This is a genomic window from Pedobacter cryoconitis, from assembly GCF_014200595.1.
Taxonomy (GTDB): Bacteria; Bacteroidota; Bacteroidia; order Sphingobacteriales; family Sphingobacteriaceae; genus Pedobacter; species Pedobacter cryoconitis_C.
In genome coordinates this window covers 314,293-338,907 of record NZ_JACHCG010000001.1, presented here as the reverse complement: position 1 = coordinate 338,907, position 24,615 = coordinate 314,293, and the positions used below count along the sequence as shown (strand labels likewise).

Annotated in this window: 30 protein-coding genes; 15 read left to right on the top strand and 15 right to left on the bottom strand. The window is 39.2% G+C overall.

Annotated elements, in window-relative coordinates; translation table 11 throughout:
- The first annotated feature begins 76 nt into the window (after window positions 1–76).
- Window positions 77–541 carry a ferritin-like domain-containing protein gene (locus HDE70_RS01635; RefSeq protein ID WP_183887642.1) on the top strand — a complete coding sequence of 155 codons (465 nt, stop codon included), beginning with the start codon at window positions 77–79 and terminating at the stop codon, window positions 539–541.
- A gap of 85 nt (window positions 542–626) precedes the next feature.
- Here the strand turns inward: HDE70_RS01635 and HDE70_RS01630 are convergent, their stop codons facing one another.
- The gene (locus HDE70_RS01630) at window positions 627–1,022 is read right to left on the bottom strand and encodes a cupin domain-containing protein (RefSeq protein ID WP_183867769.1); all 396 of its coding nucleotides are present in this window, start codon (window positions 1,020–1,022) and stop codon (window positions 627–629) included.
- A 94-nt stretch (window positions 1,023–1,116) separates the two neighbouring features.
- Entirely contained in the window at window positions 1,117–1,479 is a 363-nt protein-coding gene (locus HDE70_RS01625) for a winged helix-turn-helix transcriptional regulator (RefSeq protein WP_183867770.1), read from the bottom strand.
- A gap of 163 nt (window positions 1,480–1,642) precedes the next feature.
- Between HDE70_RS01625 and HDE70_RS01620 the strand changes: the two genes are divergently transcribed.
- From HDE70_RS01620 to HDE70_RS01610, 3 genes are all read left to right on the top strand, one after another.
- On the top strand, window positions 1,643–2,173 hold the full coding sequence (locus HDE70_RS01620; RefSeq protein ID WP_183887640.1) for an NAD(P)H-dependent oxidoreductase: 531 nt from the start codon (window positions 1,643–1,645) through the stop codon (window positions 2,171–2,173).
- 74 nt (window positions 2,174–2,247) lie between these two features.
- Window positions 2,248–2,793: a hypothetical protein gene (locus tag HDE70_RS01615; protein ID WP_183867772.1), complete on the top strand. Its 546-nt coding sequence runs from the start codon at window positions 2,248–2,250 to the stop codon at window positions 2,791–2,793.
- A gap of 47 nt (window positions 2,794–2,840) precedes the next feature.
- Complete coding sequence (locus HDE70_RS01610) at window positions 2,841–4,073, top strand: PQQ-dependent sugar dehydrogenase (protein WP_260159857.1); 1,233 nt, start codon at window positions 2,841–2,843, stop codon at window positions 4,071–4,073.
- A gap of 43 nt (window positions 4,074–4,116) precedes the next feature.
- Here HDE70_RS01610 and HDE70_RS01605 read toward each other — a convergent pair whose 3' ends face one another.
- Window positions 4,117–4,701, bottom strand: coding sequence for a YdeI/OmpD-associated family protein (locus HDE70_RS01605; protein ID WP_183867773.1), 585 nt, complete (start codon window positions 4,699–4,701; stop codon window positions 4,117–4,119).
- Window positions 4,702–4,847: 146 nt separating this feature from the next.
- Here HDE70_RS01605 and HDE70_RS01600 point away from each other — a divergent pair, with 146 nt between their 5' ends.
- On the top strand, window positions 4,848–5,795 hold the full coding sequence (locus HDE70_RS01600) for a Dyp-type peroxidase (protein WP_221301994.1): 948 nt from the start codon (window positions 4,848–4,850) through the stop codon (window positions 5,793–5,795).
- 14 nt (window positions 5,796–5,809) lie between these two features.
- Here the strand turns inward: HDE70_RS01600 and HDE70_RS01595 are convergent, their stop codons facing one another.
- Together HDE70_RS01595 and HDE70_RS01590 are read right to left on the bottom strand one after the other, a co-directional pair.
- Window positions 5,810–6,739: an NAD-dependent epimerase/dehydratase family protein gene (locus tag HDE70_RS01595; protein ID WP_183887638.1), complete on the bottom strand. Its 930-nt coding sequence runs from the start codon at window positions 6,737–6,739 to the stop codon at window positions 5,810–5,812.
- Window positions 6,740–6,822: 83 nt separating this feature from the next.
- Window positions 6,823–7,686, bottom strand: coding sequence for a DUF808 domain-containing protein (locus HDE70_RS01590; protein ID WP_183887636.1), 864 nt, complete (start codon window positions 7,684–7,686; stop codon window positions 6,823–6,825).
- A gap of 124 nt (window positions 7,687–7,810) precedes the next feature.
- On the opposite strand from HDE70_RS01590, the gene HDE70_RS01585 reads away from it, so the two are divergent.
- Window positions 7,811–8,509 carry an energy transducer TonB gene (locus tag HDE70_RS01585; RefSeq protein WP_183887634.1) on the top strand — a complete coding sequence of 233 codons (699 nt, stop codon included), beginning with the start codon at window positions 7,811–7,813 and terminating at the stop codon, window positions 8,507–8,509.
- Window positions 8,510–8,528: 19 nt separating this feature from the next.
- Here the strand turns inward: HDE70_RS01585 and HDE70_RS27460 are convergent, their stop codons facing one another.
- On the bottom strand, window positions 8,529–8,780 hold the full coding sequence (locus HDE70_RS27460) for a YcxB family protein (RefSeq protein ID WP_411268044.1): 252 nt from the start codon (window positions 8,778–8,780) through the stop codon (window positions 8,529–8,531).
- A gap of 340 nt (window positions 8,781–9,120) precedes the next feature.
- Between HDE70_RS27460 and HDE70_RS01575 the strand changes: the two genes are divergently transcribed.
- Together HDE70_RS01575 and HDE70_RS01570 are read left to right on the top strand one after the other, a co-directional pair.
- A complete protein-coding gene (locus HDE70_RS01575; RefSeq protein WP_183867778.1) occupies window positions 9,121–9,318 on the top strand; it encodes a hypothetical protein in 198 nt (65 codons plus the stop codon).
- 74 nt (window positions 9,319–9,392) lie between these two features.
- Window positions 9,393–9,794, top strand: a complete 402-nt coding sequence (locus tag HDE70_RS01570; protein WP_183867779.1) for a VOC family protein — start codon at window positions 9,393–9,395, stop codon at window positions 9,792–9,794.
- 15 nt (window positions 9,795–9,809) lie between these two features.
- Here HDE70_RS01570 and HDE70_RS01565 read toward each other — a convergent pair whose 3' ends face one another.
- On the bottom strand, window positions 9,810–10,688 hold the full coding sequence (locus HDE70_RS01565; RefSeq protein ID WP_260159856.1) for a class I SAM-dependent methyltransferase: 879 nt from the start codon (window positions 10,686–10,688) through the stop codon (window positions 9,810–9,812).
- Between the two features lie 41 nt (window positions 10,689–10,729).
- Window positions 10,730–12,256, bottom strand: coding sequence for an MFS transporter (locus HDE70_RS01560; protein WP_221301993.1), 1,527 nt, complete (start codon window positions 12,254–12,256; stop codon window positions 10,730–10,732).
- Window positions 12,257–12,347: 91 nt separating this feature from the next.
- Between HDE70_RS01560 and HDE70_RS01555 the strand changes: the two genes are divergently transcribed.
- Complete coding sequence (locus HDE70_RS01555; protein ID WP_183887630.1) at window positions 12,348–12,686, top strand: winged helix-turn-helix transcriptional regulator; 339 nt, start codon at window positions 12,348–12,350, stop codon at window positions 12,684–12,686.
- A gap of 83 nt (window positions 12,687–12,769) precedes the next feature.
- Here HDE70_RS01555 and HDE70_RS01550 read toward each other — a convergent pair whose 3' ends face one another.
- The 5 genes from HDE70_RS01550 to HDE70_RS01530 all read right to left on the bottom strand — a co-directional run bounded on the left by HDE70_RS01550 (window position 12,770) and on the right by HDE70_RS01530 (window position 17,701).
- Window positions 12,770–13,555 carry a hypothetical protein gene (locus tag HDE70_RS01550; protein WP_183887628.1) on the bottom strand — a complete coding sequence of 262 codons (786 nt, stop codon included), beginning with the start codon at window positions 13,553–13,555 and terminating at the stop codon, window positions 12,770–12,772.
- Between the two features lie 133 nt (window positions 13,556–13,688).
- Window positions 13,689–14,453 carry a LytR/AlgR family response regulator transcription factor gene (locus tag HDE70_RS01545; RefSeq protein WP_183887626.1) on the bottom strand — a complete coding sequence of 255 codons (765 nt, stop codon included), beginning with the start codon at window positions 14,451–14,453 and terminating at the stop codon, window positions 13,689–13,691.
- Window positions 14,450–15,505, bottom strand: coding sequence for a sensor histidine kinase (locus tag HDE70_RS01540; RefSeq protein ID WP_183887624.1), 1,056 nt, complete (start codon window positions 15,503–15,505; stop codon window positions 14,450–14,452). Before HDE70_RS01540 ends, HDE70_RS01545 begins: the two co-directional genes overlap by 4 nt.
- A 19-nt stretch (window positions 15,506–15,524) precedes the next feature.
- A complete protein-coding gene (locus HDE70_RS01535; protein WP_183887622.1) occupies window positions 15,525–16,031 on the bottom strand; it encodes a GNAT family N-acetyltransferase in 507 nt (168 codons plus the stop codon).
- Window positions 16,032–16,129: 98 nt separating this feature from the next.
- Window positions 16,130–17,701 carry an FAD-dependent oxidoreductase gene (locus tag HDE70_RS01530; RefSeq protein ID WP_183887620.1) on the bottom strand — a complete coding sequence of 524 codons (1,572 nt, stop codon included), beginning with the start codon at window positions 17,699–17,701 and terminating at the stop codon, window positions 16,130–16,132.
- 91 nt (window positions 17,702–17,792) lie between these two features.
- Here HDE70_RS01530 and HDE70_RS01525 point away from each other — a divergent pair, with 91 nt between their 5' ends.
- Window positions 17,793–18,761 carry an AraC family transcriptional regulator gene (locus tag HDE70_RS01525; RefSeq protein ID WP_183887617.1) on the top strand — a complete coding sequence of 323 codons (969 nt, stop codon included), beginning with the start codon at window positions 17,793–17,795 and terminating at the stop codon, window positions 18,759–18,761.
- A 10-nt stretch (window positions 18,762–18,771) separates the two neighbouring features.
- On the opposite strand, the gene HDE70_RS01520 is transcribed toward HDE70_RS01525, so the two are convergent.
- Complete coding sequence (locus tag HDE70_RS01520; protein WP_183887615.1) at window positions 18,772–19,122, bottom strand: winged helix-turn-helix transcriptional regulator; 351 nt, start codon at window positions 19,120–19,122, stop codon at window positions 18,772–18,774.
- Window positions 19,123–19,210: 88 nt separating this feature from the next.
- Between HDE70_RS01520 and HDE70_RS01515 the strand changes: the two genes are divergently transcribed.
- The 4 genes from HDE70_RS01515 to HDE70_RS01500 all read left to right on the top strand — a co-directional run bounded on the left by HDE70_RS01515 (window position 19,211) and on the right by HDE70_RS01500 (window position 22,767).
- Window positions 19,211–20,014, top strand: coding sequence for an alpha/beta hydrolase (locus HDE70_RS01515; RefSeq protein ID WP_183887613.1), 804 nt, complete (start codon window positions 19,211–19,213; stop codon window positions 20,012–20,014).
- A 92-nt stretch (window positions 20,015–20,106) separates the two neighbouring features.
- The gene (locus tag HDE70_RS01510) at window positions 20,107–20,433 is read left to right on the top strand and encodes a YciI family protein (RefSeq protein WP_183867790.1); all 327 of its coding nucleotides are present in this window, start codon (window positions 20,107–20,109) and stop codon (window positions 20,431–20,433) included.
- A 5-nt stretch (window positions 20,434–20,438) separates the two neighbouring features.
- A complete protein-coding gene (locus HDE70_RS01505) occupies window positions 20,439–21,692 on the top strand; it encodes an RNA polymerase sigma factor (protein ID WP_183887610.1) in 1,254 nt (417 codons plus the stop codon).
- Window positions 21,682–22,767, top strand: a complete 1,086-nt coding sequence (locus HDE70_RS01500) for an NADH:flavin oxidoreductase (protein WP_183887608.1) — start codon at window positions 21,682–21,684, stop codon at window positions 22,765–22,767. The genes HDE70_RS01505 and HDE70_RS01500 overlap by 11 nt, the downstream gene beginning before the upstream one ends.
- 31 nt (window positions 22,768–22,798) lie before the next feature.
- Here HDE70_RS01500 and HDE70_RS01495 read toward each other — a convergent pair whose 3' ends face one another.
- Window positions 22,799–23,260: a DinB family protein gene (locus HDE70_RS01495; protein WP_183867793.1), complete on the bottom strand. Its 462-nt coding sequence runs from the start codon at window positions 23,258–23,260 to the stop codon at window positions 22,799–22,801.
- A gap of 58 nt (window positions 23,261–23,318) precedes the next feature.
- Between HDE70_RS01495 and HDE70_RS01490 the strand changes: the two genes are divergently transcribed.
- On the top strand, window positions 23,319–24,602 hold the full coding sequence (locus HDE70_RS01490; protein WP_183887606.1) for a serine hydrolase domain-containing protein: 1,284 nt from the start codon (window positions 23,319–23,321) through the stop codon (window positions 24,600–24,602).
- The last annotated feature ends 13 nt before the right edge of the window (window positions 24,603–24,615 follow it).

Sequence of the window (24,615 nt, the reverse complement as noted above, 5' to 3'; positions counted from 1 at the left end):
TAAAAACAGTTAATCGATTTTTTTTAAAACTAACACAGCATTACGTTGTTCTTCTAATTCAAAAACAAATACTACTATGAGCGTATCAGAAAAAACAATATCAACTTTAAACGATCTTACAGAAATCAACAATGACCGTGTAGCGGGATTTGAAAAAGCAATTGCAGACATCAAGGATGAAAATATCGACTTGAAAGCAGTATTTCTGAAATACAGTGAGCAAAGCCGCAAATTCAGCCAGGAACTTACTGCAATTGTAGCAGGTTACGGAGAAGATGTAGAAACTGGTAATAGTGTATCAGGTACTTTACACCGTGCCTGGATCGATGTTAAATCTTTATTTGGCGGCAGCGACCGTGCAAGTATCCTTTCAGAAGCTGAAAGAGGTGAAGATGCAATTAAAGCAGCTTACAAACTGGCTCTGGAAGAAGGAGAATTAAGCGCTGACGCGTTAGAAACAGTAACCAGACAAGCTGGAGATATTAAATCTGCACATGATGCGATTAAAGTCCTTCGTGATGCAGCGAAAGCAGTAAGCTAGGCTCAACATATTTTAACATAAAAAGCCGCTTAATTAGTTAAGCGGCTTTTTTTATAAGCTGAAATCCAACTCCTCTTTTTGATCTTTAATTATTGTACTGTTCGTCGGTTACCTGCTCCATCCAATCGACTGGTGAGCCGTCCAGCTTTTCCTGAATGGCTATATGGCTCATCGCAGTAGTATTAGTAGCTCCATGCCAATGTTTTTCAGCAGGCAAAAAGTAGACCACATCGCCTTGATGAATGTCTTCTCTTGTACCGCCCTCACGTTGCACCCAACCTGATCCTGAAGTCACGATTAACGTTTGTCCGAAAGGATGGGTATGCCATGCGGTGCGTGCCCCAGGTTCAAAAGTTACAAGTGCCATTGCCACACGGGATGGTTCCGGCGGACTGATCAATGGATCGATCCTTACTGATCCGGTAAAATATTCTGCGGGACCTTTACCTGAAGGCTGCGAGCCACTACGTTTAATTTCCATGATTTCTATAATTAGAATAGTTACTCATAAATATAACCAAATACTGTTATTGGTTCTGTGTAAATAAGATTATAGACACTATTTGATTTCAAATTTATATTTCTATCTGTCCTTTTTCTATTATATTTTTTAGCTGCGGTGCAAAACTTAATCCCCATTTATCGACAGCCGAAACCAGAGGTAATATAGATCTTCCTGATTCAGTTAGAAAGTATTCCACTCTTAATGGAACTTCTGCATAAATTGTTTTTCCCAGGAGCCCATGTAATTCCAATTCACTCAATTGTTTTTGCAAGACCCTTTTGGTAATTCCATTGATGGCATTAACCAGATCCCTGGGACGCGTTGTCCCTTTTGCAATTTCATCAAGTAAACAAAATTTCCATTTAGAGCCCACTACTTCCATAGCCACACTAAGGCCACATTCATAATCAATTGGAATTTTTCGTTGATACATCAGCTAATTATATTTTTAAAGCCATAAAAGTAAGCAAACGGACAGTTTAATGCATGGTGATTAAATGATCACCAACTGATTAATTAACCACTTATTGACCAACCCCTCTTTTAAATTCACTTTTGTCCCGACAAATTAAATAAGGTACATTAAAAACTGTAAGATGAAAACTCTGATTATTATCATTCACCCGGATCCTGAAAATTCAGTGGTCAACAAACGTTGGATGGAAGAATTAAATAAATATCCCGAAAAGTATACTGTACGTGATCTGCATAATTTATATCCGGATGAAAAGATCGATATTATTCAAGAGCAGCTCCTGTTAGAAGCGCATGACAAAATTATATTTCAATTTCCATTCTATTGGTTTAATTGTCCACCATTTTTCAAGAAATGGCTGGATGTAGTATTAAATCATGGGTGGGCATATGGCAATGGAAGTCCTTATAAACTCAGCAACAAAAAGATCGCCTTAAGCATTTCTGTTGGTATCAACGAAGAAGACTACCAGGAATTGGGTAGGTACAAATACACCTTAAAGCAATTGACAGCTCCATTTGAGCTTACTTTTGACTATGTGAAAGCTGATTACAAACCACTCTTCGCTTTCTATGGAACAGAGCATCAACTTAGTACAGAAAGAATAGAGAAAAGTACGCTGGATTATATTTCATTCCTGGAAGCTTTGTAAAAAAACGAGGTCATCATCTGCTAATCTCTGCTCTGGCATGAAAGTGGTGTATACATTGCTATAAATCAGAAATAATGAAATTACCATCGTTGAAGAATGTAAGTTTTGGAAAAGTAAAGAAAGACGCGAAGGAAGGCTTTAAGCAGCTTGCTGAAGGTGGTTTTAAACAAATCTTCAACCAGATTGATCAATTGAATATCAAGAAAGGCGTGGATACCATGGGTGTCGACAAATTTATCAATCAATGTGCACTGCTGGCAGCCGGCTCTGGTTTAATCACCGGTGTAGGTGGTATTGGAACGATGTTAATCGGCACTCCGCTGGATGTGATCAACATCATTGCTCAGCAGTTCAGAGTAACACTGGCCATTTCTTATCACAGTACGGGCAAATATAAGATCAGTTTTGATGACTTTTTTAAGATTGTTGCCTCCTCAGTCAAAGCGGATACTAAACTAGCCATCAGCAAAAATGTGATGGAAGAAGTTGCAGAGAAAATCCTGATGGGCTTAGGTAGTAAAGCAAGCCGACGGCTGATACCGGTAGTTGGTGGTGTGATTGGCGGAACTGTTAATTATCTTTTTATCAAAGGAGTAGCGAAGGAATTGAGAGAGAAGTAAAAAAATTGTAGATTTAAGTAGTTTTACCCAACCATATTTATTAGCTCATGATGCGATCTTATAAAAGAACCACGGCTGTTTATGCCACTCTCCTGCCTCTGCTGTTTGCCTGTACAAGCAGTTATGCACAAACTAAAGCTGCCGGTAGTCTGAATCCACCTGTAGAAACCCAGCCCGCCAATTCAAAATACAAGCCTGCTTTTGCCGGACAAACAAGAATTGCTGGTGTAAAAACCAAAACACCTTTTACCGTTACCCTGTTAACTAAAACTTTAGAACATCCCTGGGGAATTTGCCTATTGCCTGACGGACGTTTTTTAATTTCCGAAAAGATGGGCACGATGGCTATCGTAAACACAGCAGGTAAAGTAGTGAAGAAAATCACAGGTTTACCAGCAGTGGTTCCAGACGGACAGGGCGGCTTGCTGGATGTAAATATTGATCCACAGTTTCCGACCAATAAAATGATCTACTGGGCTTATTCGGAACAGGCTTCAGGAGGCAGTTTACTAGCTATTGCTAAAGGAAAATTAGCGGCAGATGAAAGTAAGGTAGAAAATATTGAAGTCATATACCGTGCCACACCTGCCTATAAAGGAAGTCTTCAATTCGGCTCCCGTATCGTATTTGATAAAAATGGAAACTTATTTGTAAGTACTGGTGAGCGTTCAGGAGCAGACATCCGTATGCAGGCACAATCGCTGAATGCATCTATCGGAAAGATTATTCATATTACTAAAAATGGAAAAGCCGTTCCAGGTGGCCCATTTGCAAAAACACCCAATGCGAGACCTGAAATTTATGCCTATGGTCTTCGTAATCCTGAAGGTTTAGCAATAAACCCTGCAACCGGCGAATTATGGGAATCAGAATTCGGGCCAAGAGGTGGTGATGAAATCAACATTATTCGTCCGGGGAAAAATTACGGATGGCCTGTAGTTACTTACGGAATAGAATACAGTGGTGAAAAAGTAGGAGCTGGTATTCAGCAAAAAGCCGGAACTCAACAACCTATTTATTACTGGGATCCTGTAGTTTCACCCGCAGGAATTGCCTTTTACAATAGCAATGTGATCCCTGAATGGAAAGGTAACTTATTTGTAAGCGGTCTGAGCAGTATGCATATTGCCAGATTAGTCATTAAAAATAATAAGATAGTTGGTGAAGAGCGCCTACTGAAGAGCGAAGGAGAACGCTTTCGGGCGGTTGCTGTTGGTAAAGATGGCGCATTATATGCAATAACTGACAGCGGCAGATTTTACAGAGTCGCTAAGAAATAAAATTAACCCCTCTCTACTGCTTGTAGGGAGGGGTTAATTTTATTTAAATCCTGAATTGTTTGGGTTTCAGTTTTTGGGCTGCAAGCTCTGCTATTTCGGTAATTCTTTTTTGCCTGGTTTCCGGACGTCTGGCCAGAACAAGCCATTGTAAAATACTTTTTCTTACAGACCTGCTTAAGCTCAAAAAATATTCACCGGATCCTGATTTACTTTCGAACTCCCTGATCAGATCTATTGGTATCACAACTTCTTCTACCTCGTCTAAAATTGTCCACGAATTATTCTGTTTTGCAGTTTCAATACTGTCAAACCCCGCCTTAGTCATCAATCCGCTATCAATTAATAGCTGCACCTTTCCTTTATTAACTTTTGACCAGACACTATTTGGTTTTCGCCTGCAAAAAAACTGCATGAATGTTTCCTCGCCAAGAGATTTCCTGGTACTGTCGATCCACCCAAAGCAAAGTGCCTGATCAACCGCATCGCTATAAGTAATTGATGGAATATTCGCCTTCTTTTTATAATAAATAAGCCAGACAGCTTGTTTTGAGCTATGGTTTTCGTTTAACCAATTTCTCCAGTCTTGCTGACTTGCCGGGCAAAAAGTTTCTGTCTCTTTTTTATCCATGATCAAATGATATTCTTTTCAGACGTAATTAAAACGCTAATTTAAATTAGGAAATACCTTCAATTAGTACGCATTTAAATAATTATTATTCATTTTACGGCTTTAATTTTTTCATTTTTGCAGAGCAATATACAAAAAGAGCAATAATGCAAGAATCACAAAATGTCACTGACTACCCGAATACAAATACAATCTTCTCTGTTTGGAAATTTAAAGCGAATATAGAAATCAAACCCGCTTTCGAAAACCTTTGTGCGCTGGTCGCTAATTTAAATCATTCTTATGCAGTACGAATTCCAGACGGACGTATAAGCTGTGTAATGGGTATTGGCCATGATGCCTGGATTCAACTTTCCTTACCCACACCACTGCCTAAAGAATTGAAAACTTTCGAAGCAATTACCGGATCAAAACATACAGCCGTAGCTACTCCCGGAGACCTGCATTTTCATTTACGTGGTACGGATATGTCAGTTTGCTTTGATATGCTCACTGCTATAACAGAAATATTATACCCCGTTGCCGATGCACTGGAAGAAATACATGGCTTCAGATATTGGGATGGACGTTCTATTCTGGGCTTTGTAGATGGCACAGAAAATCCTATAGGCGACCAACGCGAATTATTTGCCATTGTCGGTGATGAGGATGCGGCCTTTAAAGGAGGAAGTTATCTTTTTATACAAAAATATCTGCACAATATGCAGGACTGGACAAAGCTGCCTGTCGAAGCACAGGAAAAAGTAATCGGGCGGCATAAGACAAGTGACATTGAGTTACCCGATGCTATAAAGCCCGATAATTCACATAGTGCTCTGGCTGCTATAGAAGATGAAAAAGGCAACGAACTGAAGATCGTAAGGGACAATATGCCTTTTGGAAATCCTTCTAAAAACGAGGTTGGCACATACTTTATTGCATATGCCAACACGTTCAGTACCACCCATAAAATGTTAGAGCGCATGTTTATAGGAGTTCCATCAGGAAATTATGACAGAATACTGGATTTTAGTACCGCCCATACAGGAAGTCTGTTCTTTGCCCCGTCATTACGAATTTTGAAAGCGTATACAGCTGATAGTACGTCGGATTAGCTGGCATCCCGGACTTAGTTTTTCAGAAACCATTCGGCAGTCACTTTTACTGCATCTTCATAAGATGTCGGTGTAAAGTTGAAAGCTTTTTCAAACTTGGCCGAGCTGAATTGAAATGGAAATTCGTCCTGGTAATTCATTTCATATGCTTCTTTCATAAAAGGATTGAAAAAGCCGATTACTTTTAACAACCATTTAGGCAGTACAGTCACCTGATCAGAACTATTCATGTATTTCGCTGCAAGTTTAATAAATTGTCTTCCGGTAAGCGGACTTACTGAAGGCAGATGCCAAACCTGTCCGAATGATTTTTCATGGCTTGCGAGGATATAAAGAGCTTCAGCGGCATCAGGAGTATAATTATACGAGCGTGGTACGTCTGCATTTATAGGCCATTGAGCGGTTTTTCCTTTTTTCATATTGTTAAAAACCAGTGTACCGGCAGCACTTTTGTCCGTAACCCCGGGGCCGTAAAAATCCACAGCTCTGGCTATGGTAGCCTTAATTGTTCCGGCAGCCATTTCCTGTAATAACATACGGGCAATTTCGATACGTACCCTTCCTTTTTTGCTAGAAGGAAAGTAAGGTGTATTTTCGGTCATGGCTCCGTTTACCCTGCCATACATGTATACATTATCAAAAAAGATCAGTTTAGCTCCTGTAGCTATACACGCATCAATAACGTTGCGCATAATCACCGGCCATTCCTTTTTCCATATCACAGCATTGTAGGTGATACCGATAATAAGGTAAACGACTTCTGAGCCAGTTACAGCTTTCAGTACCTGATCATAGTTAAGCATGTTTGCCGCTATCGATTCCGTACCTTCAATTTGCTGCGGGGTCCTGGATACCAACCTGATATTCAATTGGTGTGATTTTAAAACTGGTATTAATTCTGTAGCGATGGTACCGGTGGCACCTAAAATGGTATGTAATTTCATGGCTTTCTTTTTTTATTACCTCTGATTTGTTAACCAAAATTAAAATAGTCCAGCCGGTAAAAATTGTAAGAAAACGAGAGGAATTACCTGAATAATGAAATTACCTTTTTACTACCTGTAATAATTGCAACTGCAATTATTCCTGCCATTAAGCCAATAACTAACTCCTTAATTATCGATGCTGTTTCTGGAAGTAAATGATGTAAATAATCAATGTTATGAACAAAAATACCACCCGAAACCAAGATTAAAGCAATGGTTCCAACTACAGCCAGAATTCTGATAATCACAGGAAGAGATTTAACCAGCAAAAGACCCAGACTTGCAAGAAAACCTTTTTCATTGGAACTCCGGATCAGTTTGTAACCAGCATCATCCATTCTTACAATGAGCGCAACTATGCCATAGACACCAATTGTTGCCAATAATGCAACAATTGAAACTGTCAGAATCTGTACCGTTATATTTTCTTGTAAAACAGTTCCTAATGCAATAATGACGATCTCTACAGATAGAATAAAATCGGTTGTTACCGCAGATCTGATCTTTGTTTTTTCCGGATCGCTATCTTCTTGTTTACTTGTAACTGGTGCTTCATGTCCTTCTTTTGAGCGATGGAAAAGGTATTCGATTATTTTTTCAACTCCTTCATAAGCCAGATAAAATCCTCCTAAAACCAGGATGACTTTAATAGCAACAGGAAAAAACGCATTTAGTATTAGTGCAATAGGGACAATTATAAGCTTGTTAACTAATGATCCTTTGGTGATTGCCCAAAGGACAGGTAATTCACGGGAAGCCATAAAACCAGTGGCTTTTTCTGCATTCACCGCTAAATCATCACCCAAAATACCAGCAGTTTTTCTGGCAGCTATTTTAGCTGTTACTGCAACATCGTCCATTAAAGAAGCAATATCATCTAAAATCGCAAAAATACCTGAAGCCATATTTATTTTATTTATAGGAGTGCAATAATATAAATACTGTTTTGCATTACCATAACAACAGCTGCATATCTTTCAATAAAATTTAAAAATGTACATTCGGCCTGGCCATTATTAAATCATGAAAATGCTCAAAATCTTTCTCTTTCTACTCTTAATGATTGGTATCAATGCTTTCGGGCAAAAGACAGACACTACCTATCTGGGTTCAGACTGGAAACCATCTACTAAACAACTGAGTTCCTATTTCCGGGTTACAAAGACCATTGAGGAAGGAAAGAAATATGAAATCTCTGATTACTACAAAACTGGTGAACTTCAAATGACAGGGAACTATTCATCACTTAATCCCAATGTATGGGACGGAGAATTCAACTGGTATTATAAAAATGGCAAACAAAAAGCTAAGAACTTTTATAAGCGTGATGAATTGCAATCTGAGATGAGTTGGGATGCCAATGGTAAGCAAACTTTACAGAAGGAGTATCAGAAACTTAACCTTATAAAAGATGGAAAGGAAACCTATGAATATGTGACCATGGATAAATTCCCAAAATATCCCGGGGGAATGTCAGAGCTTTATAAGTTCATTTCTGCAAAATTTATAATGCCTGAAAATGTACAGTATTCACCGGGAAAAGTTGTCATTAAATTTATTGTAGATCGGGATGGTAGTATTGTAGATGTTCAAATAGCGCAAAGCGTTCACCCTTCCATTGACAAGGAAGCATTGCGCGTAGTTAAATCTCTTCCAAAATGGGAACCCGGTATTCAGAATGGGAAGAATGTAAGGGTAAATATGAATGTACCTATTCGTATTGATTAAATTTCTTCATCTTGTATATTTAAACTTTAATGTCTAATTGTAATTTATGAGCTAAACTATACCTGGCAATCATAGATTTCATACTTTGTTCCATTTCATTATTTATTTTTGGTATGATTATACACTGTGAATTATTCAGTTTAATAAAGTAATATGAACTCGATTCACTAATTAAAATAAAGCCAGAATATAGATATTTATACTCGCCGGCCTGATCTGTAAAGTGTAAATGGTCTTCGTTAATTTCTAATTGAATATTAGATCCGATCATGTCTTTCATATCTCTTACTGCAATTCTTTCATGGCCTTAGTCATCAGATAATTTCTTAAGAACAAAGTATAAATGACTAAAAAGATAGTCAACCAGGAAATAACAATACTTGCAATTATATCCCCTATTGCATAACATATAATTGCCATCATTATTAAACACCCACTATAAATCCATAATGTTTTTTTACTCATGTTTCTTGTTTTTCTATTTGATGATAAATAGTATAACATATAGGTTATTATATCTTTTTCTGAGAGCGTGTACTTGAACATATAAATTGAATTTATTTAAAAGTAATATTTAAAATGTCAAACTCTATTTTAAAATTTCCAGCATTATGGTTTTAGTATTTCCGGAGCCTGCTTGCTTTTACCTGAAGACAGGTGATCATCTTCTGAGGATTACTCCGGCAATTTTCGTTTTTCCTGCTTTTGCCAAACTTCCAGCTGAGGCTAAATTTGATCTGTCTGAAGTATTTATTAAAACAGTGGTTAAACCGTTAGCTATCTTTAATTGTCTCAAACACACCCATTAATTGGCGTTTTTGAACTAGAAAACTCGTATATTAAGTTATACTTTAGTAAGACAGTTTATTAAAAGATAAGCATTATGAATCCAAAAATGATCTGGTCAAATCTGGCCGTAAGTGATTTAGAGCGAACAACGAAATTCTATACCGAGTTGGGATTTAAATCCAACAACTCACACCCCTCTAAAGAATTGACAAGCTTCCTTGTTGGGGAACGTGACTTCGTTATTCACTTTTTTTTAAAAGAGATCCTCGAAACCAATATAAAAGGTAAAATAGCAGACGCACACAAAGGAAACGAAGTTGTGTTCACGCTTTCTGCTAAAAGTAAAGATCAGGTAAACAGTTGGGCAGAAGAGGTTAAAAAAGCAGGCGGGGAAATTATTTCCAGTCCAGAAGAATTCGGCAAAGAGTATTACGGTTTTATCTTTGCAGACCCGGATGGCCACCGGTTCAATGTTTTTTATATGAAGGGTTTTTAATCCTCAGCGCCTGGATTATTTTTTACACTTAATAAGTATAAACTTAAAGGATGATTTATTTGTTGAAGTGTTGTTTGGTTCGTCAATTTCGAAAAGATCTGTTAACCCGTATTTTTCAAAATCCTGCCTGGCTGTATCCATATCATAGAAGAAAATCTGCCCACCTTTCCCAATCTCAAATGTATCCTTTCCAACCTCTTTACCTTTTCCATAGTTCGGGGAACTTTTAGAAACTACAGAAAAGATCATCCAGCCTCCGGGCTTCAATTGATTATAAGAATCACTGATCATTTTCTTTCTTTGCCCAGGATTCAATAAATAAACAAGTCCGTAACAAAAAATCCCTTCATATAAATGGGTATCAAATGGCATATCAGTAACCGATCCCTGGAAGATTTCCATATCGGAACTATAATATTCTTTTGCCATTTCGATTGCTGTGGGAGATATTTCAATCCCTGTTACTTTGATATCGTTCTCCATAAAAACGCGTGCATTTCTACCATAACCAATACCTGGTATAAGCACATCTTTAATCCCTTGTGCTATAAACATATCTTTAGCAATGACCGCAGAATTGGTCGGTTCAAAACCCCACATTGCTTTATGTTCAATAAAACTGGAATCCCAGAATCCTTTCATCTCCTCTGCCGGATTGGCTGCAGCTTTACAGACCCGGTCGGGCATCACTTTACATAAAAAACCAAGGTCTTCGACAACTGATACGACGATACCTGGATCAAAGTTTAAATTTTCGATCCGAAGTATTTTATCGCAATCATCGAGGTCAAAATTAATCCTGGCATCCGGCAAAATGTTTAGCAGTGTACTGCGTACTTGCTCAGCCTGACTTTGCTCTTGAATATTTGTTTTAAAAATCTCTATCTTATTCATTTTTCCTGTCTATTAAATTGTATGCTTATCTTTTTCCAATTTTACTGTCCGCGCGGGCCACGTGCAAGAATATAAACAAACAAGATTGCCATCACACCTGCACCGGCCCACATGGCCTGCTGCCAGCCATAAACAAAAGACTCCCGGGCAATACGGATCAGAATTGCAGATTGAGAACCGGTGCCTTCTGCTGCTATCAAAGCATTCGCAATACCTTCACGGGCTAAAGCCGCCGTGCCAGTGGGAATCTGATCCAACCGGCAATCAATAGCGTTACTATAACCGGCAGTAACAAGGGCGCCAAGCAGCGCAACACCAAGAGCCGTGCCCAGTTCACGGGTCACATCATTGAGCGCAGAGGCAACACCCTGACGTTCAATAGGCAACGCTAAAGTAATGGCCTCGGTAGAAGGGGTCATTGTTAATCCCATGCCAAATCCCATAGCGAGCATGCCAGGAAGAACTGACAGGTAGCCACCGTCAACAGAAACAAGCGTTGCCATAAGAGCTGCCCCCACACCGCCAAATATTACTCCCACAGCCATAGTAGAACGGCTTCCAATACGGGCGGCCGCTACTGGCGCCAAGCCTGAAGCGAGCATCATTAGCAGCGCCATTGGCATCATTGCGAGTGTGGAGCGAAGACCGGACCAACCTAGAACTCCTTGAAAATAAGGAAAGAGAACTACAAATATTCCGGCCTGCACTCCAAAGATGGTTAGCAAAGAAACAGACCCGCTGGAAAGACCCCGTTTGCGAAAAAGGCGTATATCAAGAAGGGGTTCCTGCTGACGCAATTCCCATAGCACAAAACCAAAGACAGCTGCTATACCAATGATTAAGCTTATAAGCGTCATCGGATTATCCCAGCCCTGACCGGGCGCCTCATGGAGTGTAAAAACAATTCCGATCATTGCAATTATTGATAACAGTGAACCAACAATATCGAACCTGTGCACCGTCTTTTCTCGTGAGTCAGGAATAAAGCGCAATGTCAGCGCAATAGCCACAATGGCCAATAGTATCGGGAGCGCAAAGAGCCAGCGCCAGTTGGCCAGGTCAACCAGCACGGCAGAGAGGTACATCCCCAGAATCCCCCCGCCCCCCGCCACGCCAGTCCACACACCAATAGCCTTTGAACGTTCTTCATTCGGAAAAGTCGAAGTAATAACAGCTAGAGTGACCGGCATAATCATTGCAGCACCAATGCCACTTAAAAGCCGTGCCGCAAGCATAATAATAGAAGAAGTGGCTAAGCCGGACATTACACTTGCTGCGCCGAAAATAACCAGGCCTGCAAGCAACATGGGTTTGCGACCCATCCGATCTCCAACCGCTCCCAGGGGCAGCAGCAGTGCTGCCAAACTTATAGTATATATATTGATCATCCATAGGATGGTATGCTGTGAGGCATTGAACTCTGCTGCGAGCTTGGGCTGAGCAACATTTAAACCACTCACTGAAGCGATGACCGCCATGAGAGCGATACACACGGTTATTAAAATTATGCGCCTCTGGCGCTTGTGCTGATCAAAAGGTGTTTTCTTTATCATGTCATTTTCTTTCAATCACAAAAGTAGCTACCTTTACTATCCAAACGATAGCGCTTCCCCTTTGGATAGTGCTATCCAAAGGGGAAGTAACTTTAAAATTAATACCATGTTATTAGAAAATGATTGTTCAAAAGCAATGCTTTCTATCAAAGACGCCCTGGAAGCTGTTGATGGCAGATGGAAATTGCTTATCCTGTATTCGCTGTGCGGCGGGCCTAAACGATTCAAAGAAATTTCAAGAGAGGTAAATGGAATAACAGATAAAACCTTATCTAAGGAATTAAAAAGTTTACAAGCGAACAAATTGATTCAAAGAGATGTGCATAATACTTTCCCTCCAACGGTGGAATATACGATGACTACCCACGGTATGTCACTTAAGAAAGTTTTATACGAACTCTGGACCTGGGGTCTCGCGCATCGCAAAGAAGTCATTGGAACATGATCATAAACAAAAATTCTCCTGAGCTTATAAAAAACTCAGGAGAATTTAGGATCAAAGTTCATGTTCAACTAAATACCCTATCCTTATTTCTTAGTAAAGTTTGAACGTTCTGTGACTGTCTGTACATTTACTGCCTGTCCCATAAATTTAGCTTGTATATTAAGATCTTCATTTATCGGAAAATAACGCTTCGCCTGGTCATTATGGCTATATTTTGTAATCAGGTCAAGCTTTTCAGCATTCAGGATTTTAATTTTCAGCGGCTTTTCATTCAAGGCCTGTACTTGCTCCAGCTTACAGCTTTTGAGGTTAATGGTCATGTACAATCTACAGTCTTTCATAAAAGCAGCATCCTTTGAAACAGTTGTGGCATTAGGCTTATAACTAACCACCAGATAGTCTGCTGATTCTTTTTCAATCTTGTAGCTTGCGTCATCGGCCTGTCCCGAAGCCCCCTCTTTAACTTTATTTTTCCGAAAGGAACTGATATCTCCCTTCGATGGAGATTTTCCATTTACAGAAATTACAGTCCATTGTTCCTCTTTTGGACCGGATGGGTCAAATTTGGCTATCGTAACAGTTGTTTTGTTGGCAGCTATCGTAGTTTGCCTGAAGTCGAAGGCGTAATCATCTGGCTCCTGTAAATTAGCCGGGCTGAGGATACCAGCATCAATACCATGTTTGGAAAAGGCATCCAGTACTACTGTTTTTTGGGCTGAAACATGTAGTGTGGATACTACCAGAATAAAAAGAATCAACAGCGTCTTTATCATACGACCTTCTACTTCAAACTTCTTTTGCTTATAATCAGCAACTCCGATTGTTCCAACCTCTGAGTTCGCCAATGTCATTGCGTTTGTGTTTTTCATTTTTTTATGTTATTTATTATGACTTAATAACACAAAATTAGAATGAACACAAGCTCCTTAATTTGACTTTCTGAGTGAAACAGCGAAAAGGTCCGGTGAATTGCAGATAGGATATATTGAAATGATTTTGGAATTAATAGTCTAACCAGGTTTTGAATAAAGGTGCTTTTGTTCTGCTCACAATGACATCCTGTTCATGGTTTTTCACTATAAGCTTTAACTTACCATTGAAAAAATTATGCACCTTTTCAATAGCGTTAACATGTACAATATACTGACGGTTTACTCTGAAGAAATTTTTGGGTTCCAATTCCTGTTCCAGCATTTCCAGGGTCTGTGGTACTACAACTTGCTCTCCGCTAAATAAATTTGCATAACTAATGTTCAGCTGGGAATAAAAAAAAGCAATGTCTTCCACATTGATTTTTCTGTAACCGTCACGGTAGGGAAGAAAGAAACGTGTCCTGTATTCTTTCGGCCGGATCTGACTGAGCAATTCTTCGATCGAAGGATATTGCTGGTACGACTGGTGTATTGAAGTTTCAAATTTTATAAAGGCGGCTTCCAGTTCATCCTTTTCAATTGGCTTAAGCAGGTAGTCTATGCTATTGTATTTAAACGCCTTTACAGCATATTCGTCATAGGCTGTTGTAAAGATTACCGGGCATTTTATATCTGCCAGGCTGAAGATATCAAAACTTACCCCGTCTGCTAATTGTATATCCATCAGTACCAGATCAGGGCCTTCATTTGCTAAAAACCATTCTACCGTCTTTTTAACACTGGGTAAAACACCAAGAATTTTAATATCAGGTCTTATTTTGAGCATCAGCCTTTGTATTCGATCTGAATTGGGCTTCTCATCTTCCAAAATCAGAATATTCTTTATTACATTCATTTGATCAAAGGTACTTTTATGGTAAAATTCTGAGTATCTTTTTCTATAACAGGCTTTCTCTCACCTAATAAAGCGTAACGGCTCCTGATATTTTTCAAGCCCAGTCCTGTAGAATCCGGCATTTTTATCAAAGGCAATAATGTATTTGATACGACAAGTTCATCATTATCATTTGAATAAATGCGGACAACCAAAGGATTTTCTTCTTCTGTACGGTTATACTTTATGGCATTTTCAATGAAAAGTTGCAACGTAACTGGTGGGATCAGCATATTAAGCCTTGACTCATCAATGTTTAACTGAAAAACACATCCCTCTCCCATCCGGTTCCTGATCAAAAAAAGATAGGCATCAAGAAATTTGAGTTCTTCACGCAATGTGATCAGTTTCTTTTTTGAATTGATTAACAGGTACCGGTAAACTTTCGCAAAATTCTCCGTGTATTCATGTCCTAACTGCTGATCCTTCAATATCAATTCTGAAAGCACACTTAGGTTATTGAAAACAAAATGCGGATCAAGTTGTAACTTTAGTGCCTGTAACTCTATTTCGGCTGCCAATTGCTTATTTTGGGCTTCCTTGATCTCAAATTCAGCTACCTTTAAAGCTTCAGCTTTCCAATTTTTCAGCAGAAAATCACCAGTATTCACCGCACTGATCATCAAGCCCCAGAACATCACTAAAATAAGCGTGTAAAATGCTTCTCTCAGACCAATATAAGGCGAAGGCTTACCTACAAAATCTGCAAATATCAGATAAATGGAGGCCATACAAATGACAATAAGCAACACCCCCAGAATTTGATAAAGTGCCTGGACGAGTAAACGTTTTAAGGGACGCACCATCCACGAAATCCTCTTATTCAATCTCTTATCGGCAAAGAGACTCAACTCCACTATGGCCGCATAAAATAACAGGTTGACCAGGATGTCCATGATTATCCTGGAAGTTGGCATACCAAAATAATCTATCCAATAGGAATAGGGAAATATGACGAATCCTGTTGCATAAGAAAATATACAAGTGAATGCAATCATCAATAATCTCTTCATTCTACTCCTTTTCATTGGTTTAAGCCTGGTCGGTAGCTATTGTTTTCTGAAAAGCATCTCTTGGAGTTCCATCACTTACATAAATAATTCCACAATAGGTAAAACCGCTGTTCTTCAAAAAATTCTGCATTGGAAGATTGTCATGGTTCGTATCTACTCTAACATTATTGATGCGGCTAAATGCAAAATCAAAGGCTTTTCTTGCAATCCCTTTTGCTGTTCCTGAAGAGGCCAATCGATGTATTACCCCATAAGGAGCATTGTTGAGCCAGGCACCCTGCTCAATTACTTTATAATTCGGATCAGGATCATTGCCTGTGATCAAACAGAAATAACCCACTATTTCCATATTGATCAGACACACAAAAGCATGCTGATTACGAATATCAGCTGTTATGATTTCTTTTGACGGATATCCGTTGATCCATTGTGTGTGATTACCATTTGCCCTCATAATATGTTTTGCCTGTTCAATAACGTGCATAATCTGATCAATATCTTCTAGTTGGGCGGCAATAATTTCCATAATAATTTTTGAGTAAGGTCCGTAATTAATATCCGGGGCAAAATTACCATTTCACCATCATAAGACAAGTATTATTTGGCTGGCATTGACCTTTAGCACTATTTATTTAAAATTGACTGCATCACACTCAGCAAATTACCTGCTGTTAATTTTGCCGCGACAAAATCATCAGGTCTGATTAATAATGCCTCATCGTACTTTGTATGGGTAAGTTGCTTCCATTTTTCCAATATGGTTTCGTCGTTCAATGTAACTAATTCAATATTGATGTTGAACTGCTGGTGTAGCTGATCAAATTCAGCTTGCCAGCCTTCGCCGCTATTAGCTATGACAACAAACTGCCCTTTTACCCAGTCAAGTGACGATATGGTATGTAATTCATTGAGCCATAAGTGCGGGATCCGCGTTCCTGGTTCTCCAATAAAATAGGTAAAAGGTAAATTAGCTGCTCTTTTAACGGCTGCCGACTCATATCCGTAATCTGGTAAACCCATCAGATCTTTAGCTTTGGTAACCATCAGCTGATCATTTATCAACCCATTTTTATCCGCCAGCTCACCCGAAAGCGTCGCATAATAAGCCCCTACAGGCTGACGTTCCTTATCGTAAGTACCCAATAAAGCGTCATCTGCCTCATGACTCAAAACTGCTGCCAGTTTCCAGGCCAGATTCTGCACATCCTGAATACCTGCATTTGCACCTTTGCCTGCATAAGGCGTCATAGTATGTGCAGCATCTCCTGCAAGAAAAACTCTATTGACACGCATCTGGTCAGCAATTGTTACAGTAAGCTGCCATGGCAAAGCTTTAAGTATAGAAATCTTCAGATCCGGAATACCCAGGATATCCTGAAGAATTGCAATCAGTTTTTCTTCTGGATAATCAGCTATGGTCTCTCCATTTTCAGGATGGAAACGTAAATGAAATGCCCACTTATCTTTATTGTTAATGGTCAGAAGAAAACCCGTTATTTCTGGTGTATTGATCAGAAACTGGCTAAACTCCCGCCCTTTCACTAAATGCTCTAAATCAGCTTCAAAATAGATATTCAGCAAATCCGTCCAGGAACCATTGCCGGATACCTGGATACCCAGTTGTTTTCTTACTATACTGTTCGCGCCATCTGCTGCAATCATATAATCTGCCAAAATTGTATATTCTTCTCCAGTTATTCTGTCTTTCACTAAAACTGCTACTTCATTTTCATGTGGTTCGAAAGATAGCATCTCGTGATAAAAACAAAGTGCTAAGCCTTGCTCTTTTGCAGTTTCACACAGGATAGCTTCGCTAATATCCTGTGTACAGCGACACACAGTTTCAGGGGAGTTTTCTGCGAAGGATTTTATCTCTTTTTGAGCTTCCATTAGCTGTTGCGGCGTAATTTTTCCCACCGGATTTTCCAGTGCCTCCACCAGGTTGTTACCGCGGATAATGCCCCAGGCCGGCGCCAATGCTTTTCCGCCTTCACGCAGGTCTTCATTGATGCCCAGTCCTCTGAATAACTCCATCGTCCTCACATCAATAGTTCTCGCTCTTGGATAGATCGAAGTACCTTTGTGTTTTTCTATCAGGATAAAATCAACCCCCTGTTGCGCTAAATAGAGTGCAGCAGCAAGTCCGGTAATCCCACCACCTAAAATTAATACCTGCGTTTTCTTTAATCGTTCCATATGTCTTTTTTAGTTAACAACACAAATTTACCTGACCGTGATAAAATAAAATAGCTATTTTTGTCCAAATAATAGCTCTAAACGGTCAATTATGAAGTCAATTGTAAAAGGTGGAATTTTAAAAGATCCGACAAAGGAAATCGGAGATAAACTGGAAAATGGGGTGACTTATATTCCTCCAAATATGGGCACCGGGTATATTAAGGGCTTTATCATCAATCCTGAATTACGGATTCTGGTACGGCAATACGAGTTAAAAGAAGAATGGGTACTGGACAGAGGAATCGGTAATGAAGAAAACAAATTTGTGGTGATTGCTTTTCACCATATTTATCAGTCAAAAGAAGAGTTGAAAAAATGGTTGTTACAACCATCTTCAGGCACAAAATCATTACCCTCGGTACAAGTTGCAACTACCGATTTTAATATTGAAAATCTCCCCGCTAACAAAAAAATCAATTCAATAATTATCACAATAAGTACAGCTTATTTAAAAGAATTACTGAAACCAAAAATGGGAAATACACTTTTGCAGCTCATCACCTCAGGTAATCAGCCTTTTTTATTTGAGGAAATAATTTCACCACAAATACAAGAAGTTGGGGCTGATATTGTCACCGCAAATCCTGCAACAGAATTACAGGATCTTTATTACAAAATAAAAGCTGAAGAACTTATTTATTTATTGTTTGCAGAGTTATTGAAAAGACAAGACACTACGCTGCAAACTCTAAATGCCGCCGATGTCAAAAGGGTATACCAGATCAAGGATAGCATTCTTTTGGATATTGATACCCCTCCTGTACTTGCTGAACTTGTCAGACTTTCAGGCATGAGTGAATCTAAATTAAAGCGGCTTTTTAAACAGATTTTCGGAAATAGTATTTACAGCTATTACCAAAGTTTCAGAATGAAAAAGGCAGCCTATCTGATTAAAGAAGAAAATTTGTCCGTTTCGGAGGTTGGTTATCGTTTAGGTTTTTCAAACCTTAGCCACTTCACAAGATTGTTTGAAGCGCATATGGGCGTAAAACCGAAGAAGTATTCTTCCAGTAAATAAAAAATTACGGTTACCATTTAAGCCCCCAATGGTGTAAATCATCAATTATCTGCAATAGCTCCATGCCCTTTACGGTTGGAGTATATATAATCTTCATAGGTGCTTTTTCCTCTACAACAACTTTATCAATCAACTGGTCTGCAACCAACTCCGAAAGCCGCTTACCCAACATCTGATCTGATAAAGAAGGAAAAGCATTTTTGAGCAGGCTAAACTGGCGTGTATCTCTGGCAATACTATGCAAAATCTGCATTTTCCACCTTGTACTAATACTTCGCAATACCTCATTAACTTCACATTTACAGCTTAATACCACCAGATTATTGGCATTCGATGTTCCGGATTTTAGTTTACTTGACATAATGAATTAGAATTGATACTCACTTTAGGGTGAGTTATTGTCTGAACAAATGCACACAGCGACATTTACATTCACAAAATAAATCATTATGAAAATAAAATTAATTCATCTTAAGTCATTTTACCTCCTGCTAATTTCCGTCATTTTCGCTTTCCAGACCAGTGCCCAACCGATGAAAGATCCACCCGCTTTTGTACTGGTACACGGTGCATTTCATGGAAGCTGGTGCTGGCAAAAAGTGAGTAAACAACTACGCGCTGATGGAGATCTTGTTTATACCCCAACATTGAGCGGACTTGGAGAACATCAAAATACTTTGAATAGCAAGGTTGATCTGAATACCCATATTACAGATATTGTCAATCTGATCCTGGCAGAAGACCTCCACAATGTCATTCTGGTAGGTCATAGTTATGCCGGCGCTGTTATTGCAGGTGTCGCAGATCTTATTCCGGAAAGATTGTCAAAACTAGTGTTTCTTGATGCCATGCTCATGAAAAATGGACAAAGCGCACTGGACGTGAGCCCGAAAGATATCCGGGAGAACTTTATAAAGTCCGCTATGCAATTTGACAAAGGGTTAAGTCTTCCATTTTTGTCGGCTGAGTTTTTTGGAATAACCGATGCACATGATGTTACATGGGTAAATGAACGCCTAACAAATCAACCTTTTAGAACTTTCACGCAGCCCTTAGTACTCAAACATCCTTATGGAAATCAGCTGCCACTTACTTATATTGCCTGTACAAATCCTGAACTCCGCGCTATCAAGCCATTTGCAGAAGAGACAAAAACCAGTAAGGATTGGAAGTACCTGGAGCTGAAAACAGGACACGATGCTATGATCACTATGCCGGCTGAACTTGCCCGAATGTTGGAATCGTTGAAATAGCTTCTATCGTAATTCTTAAAAAATAAATATTTTTTGTCCCCATCTTTAAGATTCAATCGTCATAGCTGCAAAACATTTAAAATTTACAAACGATGAAAGAATTCTTATTAATCTTCAGGCTGAATAATGCTTCTAATGTAAAGCCATCACCTGAACAAATCCAGGAAAGAATGAACTGGCTGGCTGGTATTGCTGCTCAAAACAAACTGGCTGACAAAGGCAATACCTTATCTACGGTAAATGCCAGAACAGTGAAGCCCGGCAACGTAGTAACCGATGGCCCCTATGCGGAAATCAAAGAATTTATCAGTGGTTATATCATCGTAAAAACAGAGACTATTGATGAAGCAGTGGAGTTTGCAAAAGGTAATCCCATCTTCAAAACGGGTGGTAGTATAGAAGTAAGAGAAGTACTGTAAAGCTAATGTCAGTAACTAGAAATCAAGCGCTTATTCCTCAGCTATTCAGGTTAGAATATACCAGGATGACAGCAGTATTATGCCGCCATTTTGGATTGGGAAACATAGTGGTTGCGGAAGACATTGTGAGTGAAACATTTCTAAAAGCAACTGAGGTCTGGGATTTGAATGGTCTGCCCGAAAATCCAGTAGCCTGGCTCTATGCTGTTGCTAAAAACAAAACTAAGGATTACCTGAAAAGACATGCGATCTTTGAAGCGCAGGTAAAAAGAGAAATTAAGCATGAAGAGTTGGAGGCCGATCCGGACTTTAATGAAGAAAGTATTTCGGACAGCCAGCTAGCGATGATTTTCGCAGTTTGCAATCCGGGAAATTCTACCGAAGCACAAATCTGCCTGGCGCTTCAAATTCTTTGCGGATTCAGTATAGAGGAAATTGCAGATGCCTTTCTCAGCAAAAAAGAAACGATCAAGAAACGGTTACTCAGAGCAAAAAATGTACTTCGCCAGGATAATTTTCAAATCAGAACATTAAAACAAGATAGTATTTCTTCCAGACTTGATACTGTTTTAAGAACCTTGTATCTTTTGTTTAATGAAGGTTATTTCTCTAAGTCCAACAACCAGCCCATTAGAAAAGAGCTTTGTTCAGAAGCGATCAGACTTACCCTCTTTTTGACAGAAAACGAATGGACAAATACCCCTCAGACTAATGCGTTACTTGCATTAATGTGTTTTCAGAGTTCCAGGTTAGCAGCAAGAGCCAATGATTCAGGAGAGACTATTTTGTATGAGCATCAGGATAAAAGTTTATGGAGCCAGGAGCTGATTGACAAAGGGAATTATTACCTGGTGAATGCTTGTTCAGGAACGGAAATCTCAAAATACCATTTAGAGGCCGGCATCGCTTATTGGCATACCAGCCCTACAGATCAGCATAAATGGGAACACATTTTACAATTATACAATCAGCTTATCCTGATAGAATATTCTCCGGTAACCGCACTGAACAGAACCTTTGCACTCGCCAGAGTTTATGGAAATGAAAGAGGTATACAAGAAGTTGAAAAGTTAAAACTTACAGGCCATAGTGAATATTATGCTTTACTCGCCTACTTGCATAAAGATACCGCAGCAGCTAAGGCAATTGATTACTATCAAAAGGCGATTACCCTAACAAAATCTCTCCCTGAAAAAGAAACCCTAAATAGAGAGATGGAAAAACTTAATAAGAAAAAATCAGACGAAAATGAACACTGAAAGTTTATTCAGGCCTTTCCGCCTGAAATCATTAAATACAAGAAACCGTTTTGTAATGTCACCAATGACAAGGTCATTTTCTCCTGCCGGGATTCCAACAGCCGATGTTGCAAATTATTATAAAAAAAGAGCTGAAGGAGAAGTAGGCTTAATTATCTCTGAAGGAACGATAATTGACCGTCCATCTGCCGGAAATGAACCTGATGTGCCTGATTTTTATAAGGATGATTCACTGGCAGGATGGCAGCAGGTTATTGACGGAGTACTCCAGGCCGGCGGACAAATGGCACCGCAACTATGGCACATAGGAATCCAGGAAAATCATCATTCCGGATGGCTGCCTCCCGCCCCATTTGAAGGGCCTTCAACACGAGGCAATGGAAAAGCAATGACCGATAGTGACATTGCAGATACGATTACTGCTTTTGGGTGTGCCGCAGCGCATGCAAAAAGAATGGGGTTTAATAGCGTGGAGATCCAGGGAGCGCATGGCTATTTGATAGATCAGTTTTTTTGGGAAAACACCAATAAAAGAAGTGATTTTTTTGGCGGAAAAACTTTAGCAGAGCGAAGTCGTTTTGCCATAGAAGTAACAAAAGAAGTTCGTCAAAAGGTTGGAGAAGATTTTGCACTGATGATCCGCTTATCACAATGGCGGTTCAGTGATTTCCACAGCAAGCTGGCTAAAAATCCGCAGGAGTTAGCCTCCTGGTTAACCCCACTGGCAGATGCAGGCATCGATATTTTCCATTGTTCGACCCGCCGGTTTTGGGAGCCTGAGTTTGCGGGATCAAATCTCAACCTGGCAGGATGGGCAAAAAAACTAACTGGAAAAGCCACAATTACAGTTGGTTCGGTGGGTTTGGATAATGACGTTACAACAATCTTTACAGGCGAAAATTCATCGCCAACCTCTATTGATGAACTCATCCGAAGAATGGATACTAATGAATTTGATCTGGTAGCAGTTGGCAGATCTATCTTAGCAGACCCTTACTGGGTCCAAAAAGTGAAGGAAGACCGGATGAATGAATTCCAGGGATTTAATAAAGAAGCGTTGAACAGCCTGGTATAAACCAGGCTGCTTATTTTTTATCATTAATAGCTTATTTCCAGATACCCAATAAACGCCTGATGACTATAATTTCAGCAGTATGATAGGCATTATGATCGGCAATTTGAAGCGCTTCCCTCAAAATGTTTTGTCCACTTCCATGCGGAATAGGTTCATATAGATCCCGCTGCTCAACCAATTCAATAAATGCTTTTAAATCATCATCAATCTGTTTCACAGTTTTATCCCAACTATTTTTATCTGCCGGAGCATTTTCTTTTGGCCAATATTCATCGGGCCACTTTGGCGATTTATGGTTGCCGTCTTTACTAAATTCCAGCATATCCCACTGGGCAATTCTGATATGTTCAACAAGCTGCCAGATACTATAAGGTAAACCATATGGCCTTTCGCCAAGCAGTTCAAAAGGAATATCTGCTATAGCATCTTTTACACTCACATGGGCACCGCCGCTGATTAATAGTTTTTTTAGTTCTTCAGTTAAGAGTTCCATTTGATGAAGTTAAATATTCGTAATAATTTATAAATCAATATTAATACTACAATCCATAATGAATAAAGTTTCTTTAGTCATTATGGATTGTAGTATCTTCCTGCTGGCCAATTCTATGAGCCTGCTAAGATTGATCAGGATGAAAAAATGGAAACAGTTGATTATTGGAAGCACATTGCTTTGCGTTTGCACACAGATTGCTCATGGGCAGTCCAGATTTGATTCGCTTACCACATCACTAGCTCAAATAGTTAAAAAAGAAAGTTTAACTGGTATGTCTGTTGTATTGGTTGATTCAAAGAAAATCATATACGAACAGAATTTTGGCTATGCTGATGTGGCAAAAAAAACCAAATACTCAGCGCAAACTATACAGGTTATTGGCTCTGTAAGTAAAACTTTTCTTGCGATTGCCTTAATGAAAGCAGTGGAGTCAGGCTATTTCAACTTAGAAACCAAGATCAACGACATACTCCCTTTCAAAGTAATAAACCCCAGTTATCCAACGGCCGGTATTACGGTAAGAGAATTGAGTAACCATAGTTCCAGCATCCTTGATAATCCTGCAATTTTCCCTGATACCTACCAATTTGATGAAGGATTTGCTGCATATGATGTTTCGGCATATAAAGTATTACAAGATATGGGCTATCACAAAAAGGTTAACAGCTCGTCACTCAAAGCATTTTTACAGGACTACCTTTCGGGTGATGGAAAATATTATAACACGGGCAACTTTGCTGACAGCGAACCGGGTAGTTCGTCTCATTACAGCAATATTGGATCTGCCCTGGCGGCTTACCTTATTGAAGTCAAATCAGGCATGACTTACGCTGAGTTTACAGAAAAATATATCTTAAAACCACTTAAAATGCAAAATTCCAGTTGGTTTTTAAATACTCAGAAGTTAGCTCAATATGCCAGACACTATTATGATCTGGAAACGTCATTCCCATTTTATGAATGTATCACCTATCCCGATGGTGGGCTCAGAACAAACACAACCGACCTGAGCAAATATCTGATAGCCCTGATTAATGATTATCATGGCAATCAAAGCCTTTTAAGCAAAGAGTCATACCAAACGATGTTCACACCACAATTTTCAAAAGACAACCCGCCTAAAGGAATTAGTTTGGCTAACCGGAATAAAGGTATATTCTGGAACCTTTATACGAACGGTACTATTGGCCATGATGGAGATGATCCTGGAGTAAGTTCTTTCCTTTTCTTCAATCCTGCAACACGCCAGGGCGGCGTATTTTTGTGTGACCGGTATTTAGCTGATAAATCAGAAATCATCGCTTTACTTGCAAAGTATACTAATGATATTTACAAGTAAAGCGATGGTTATA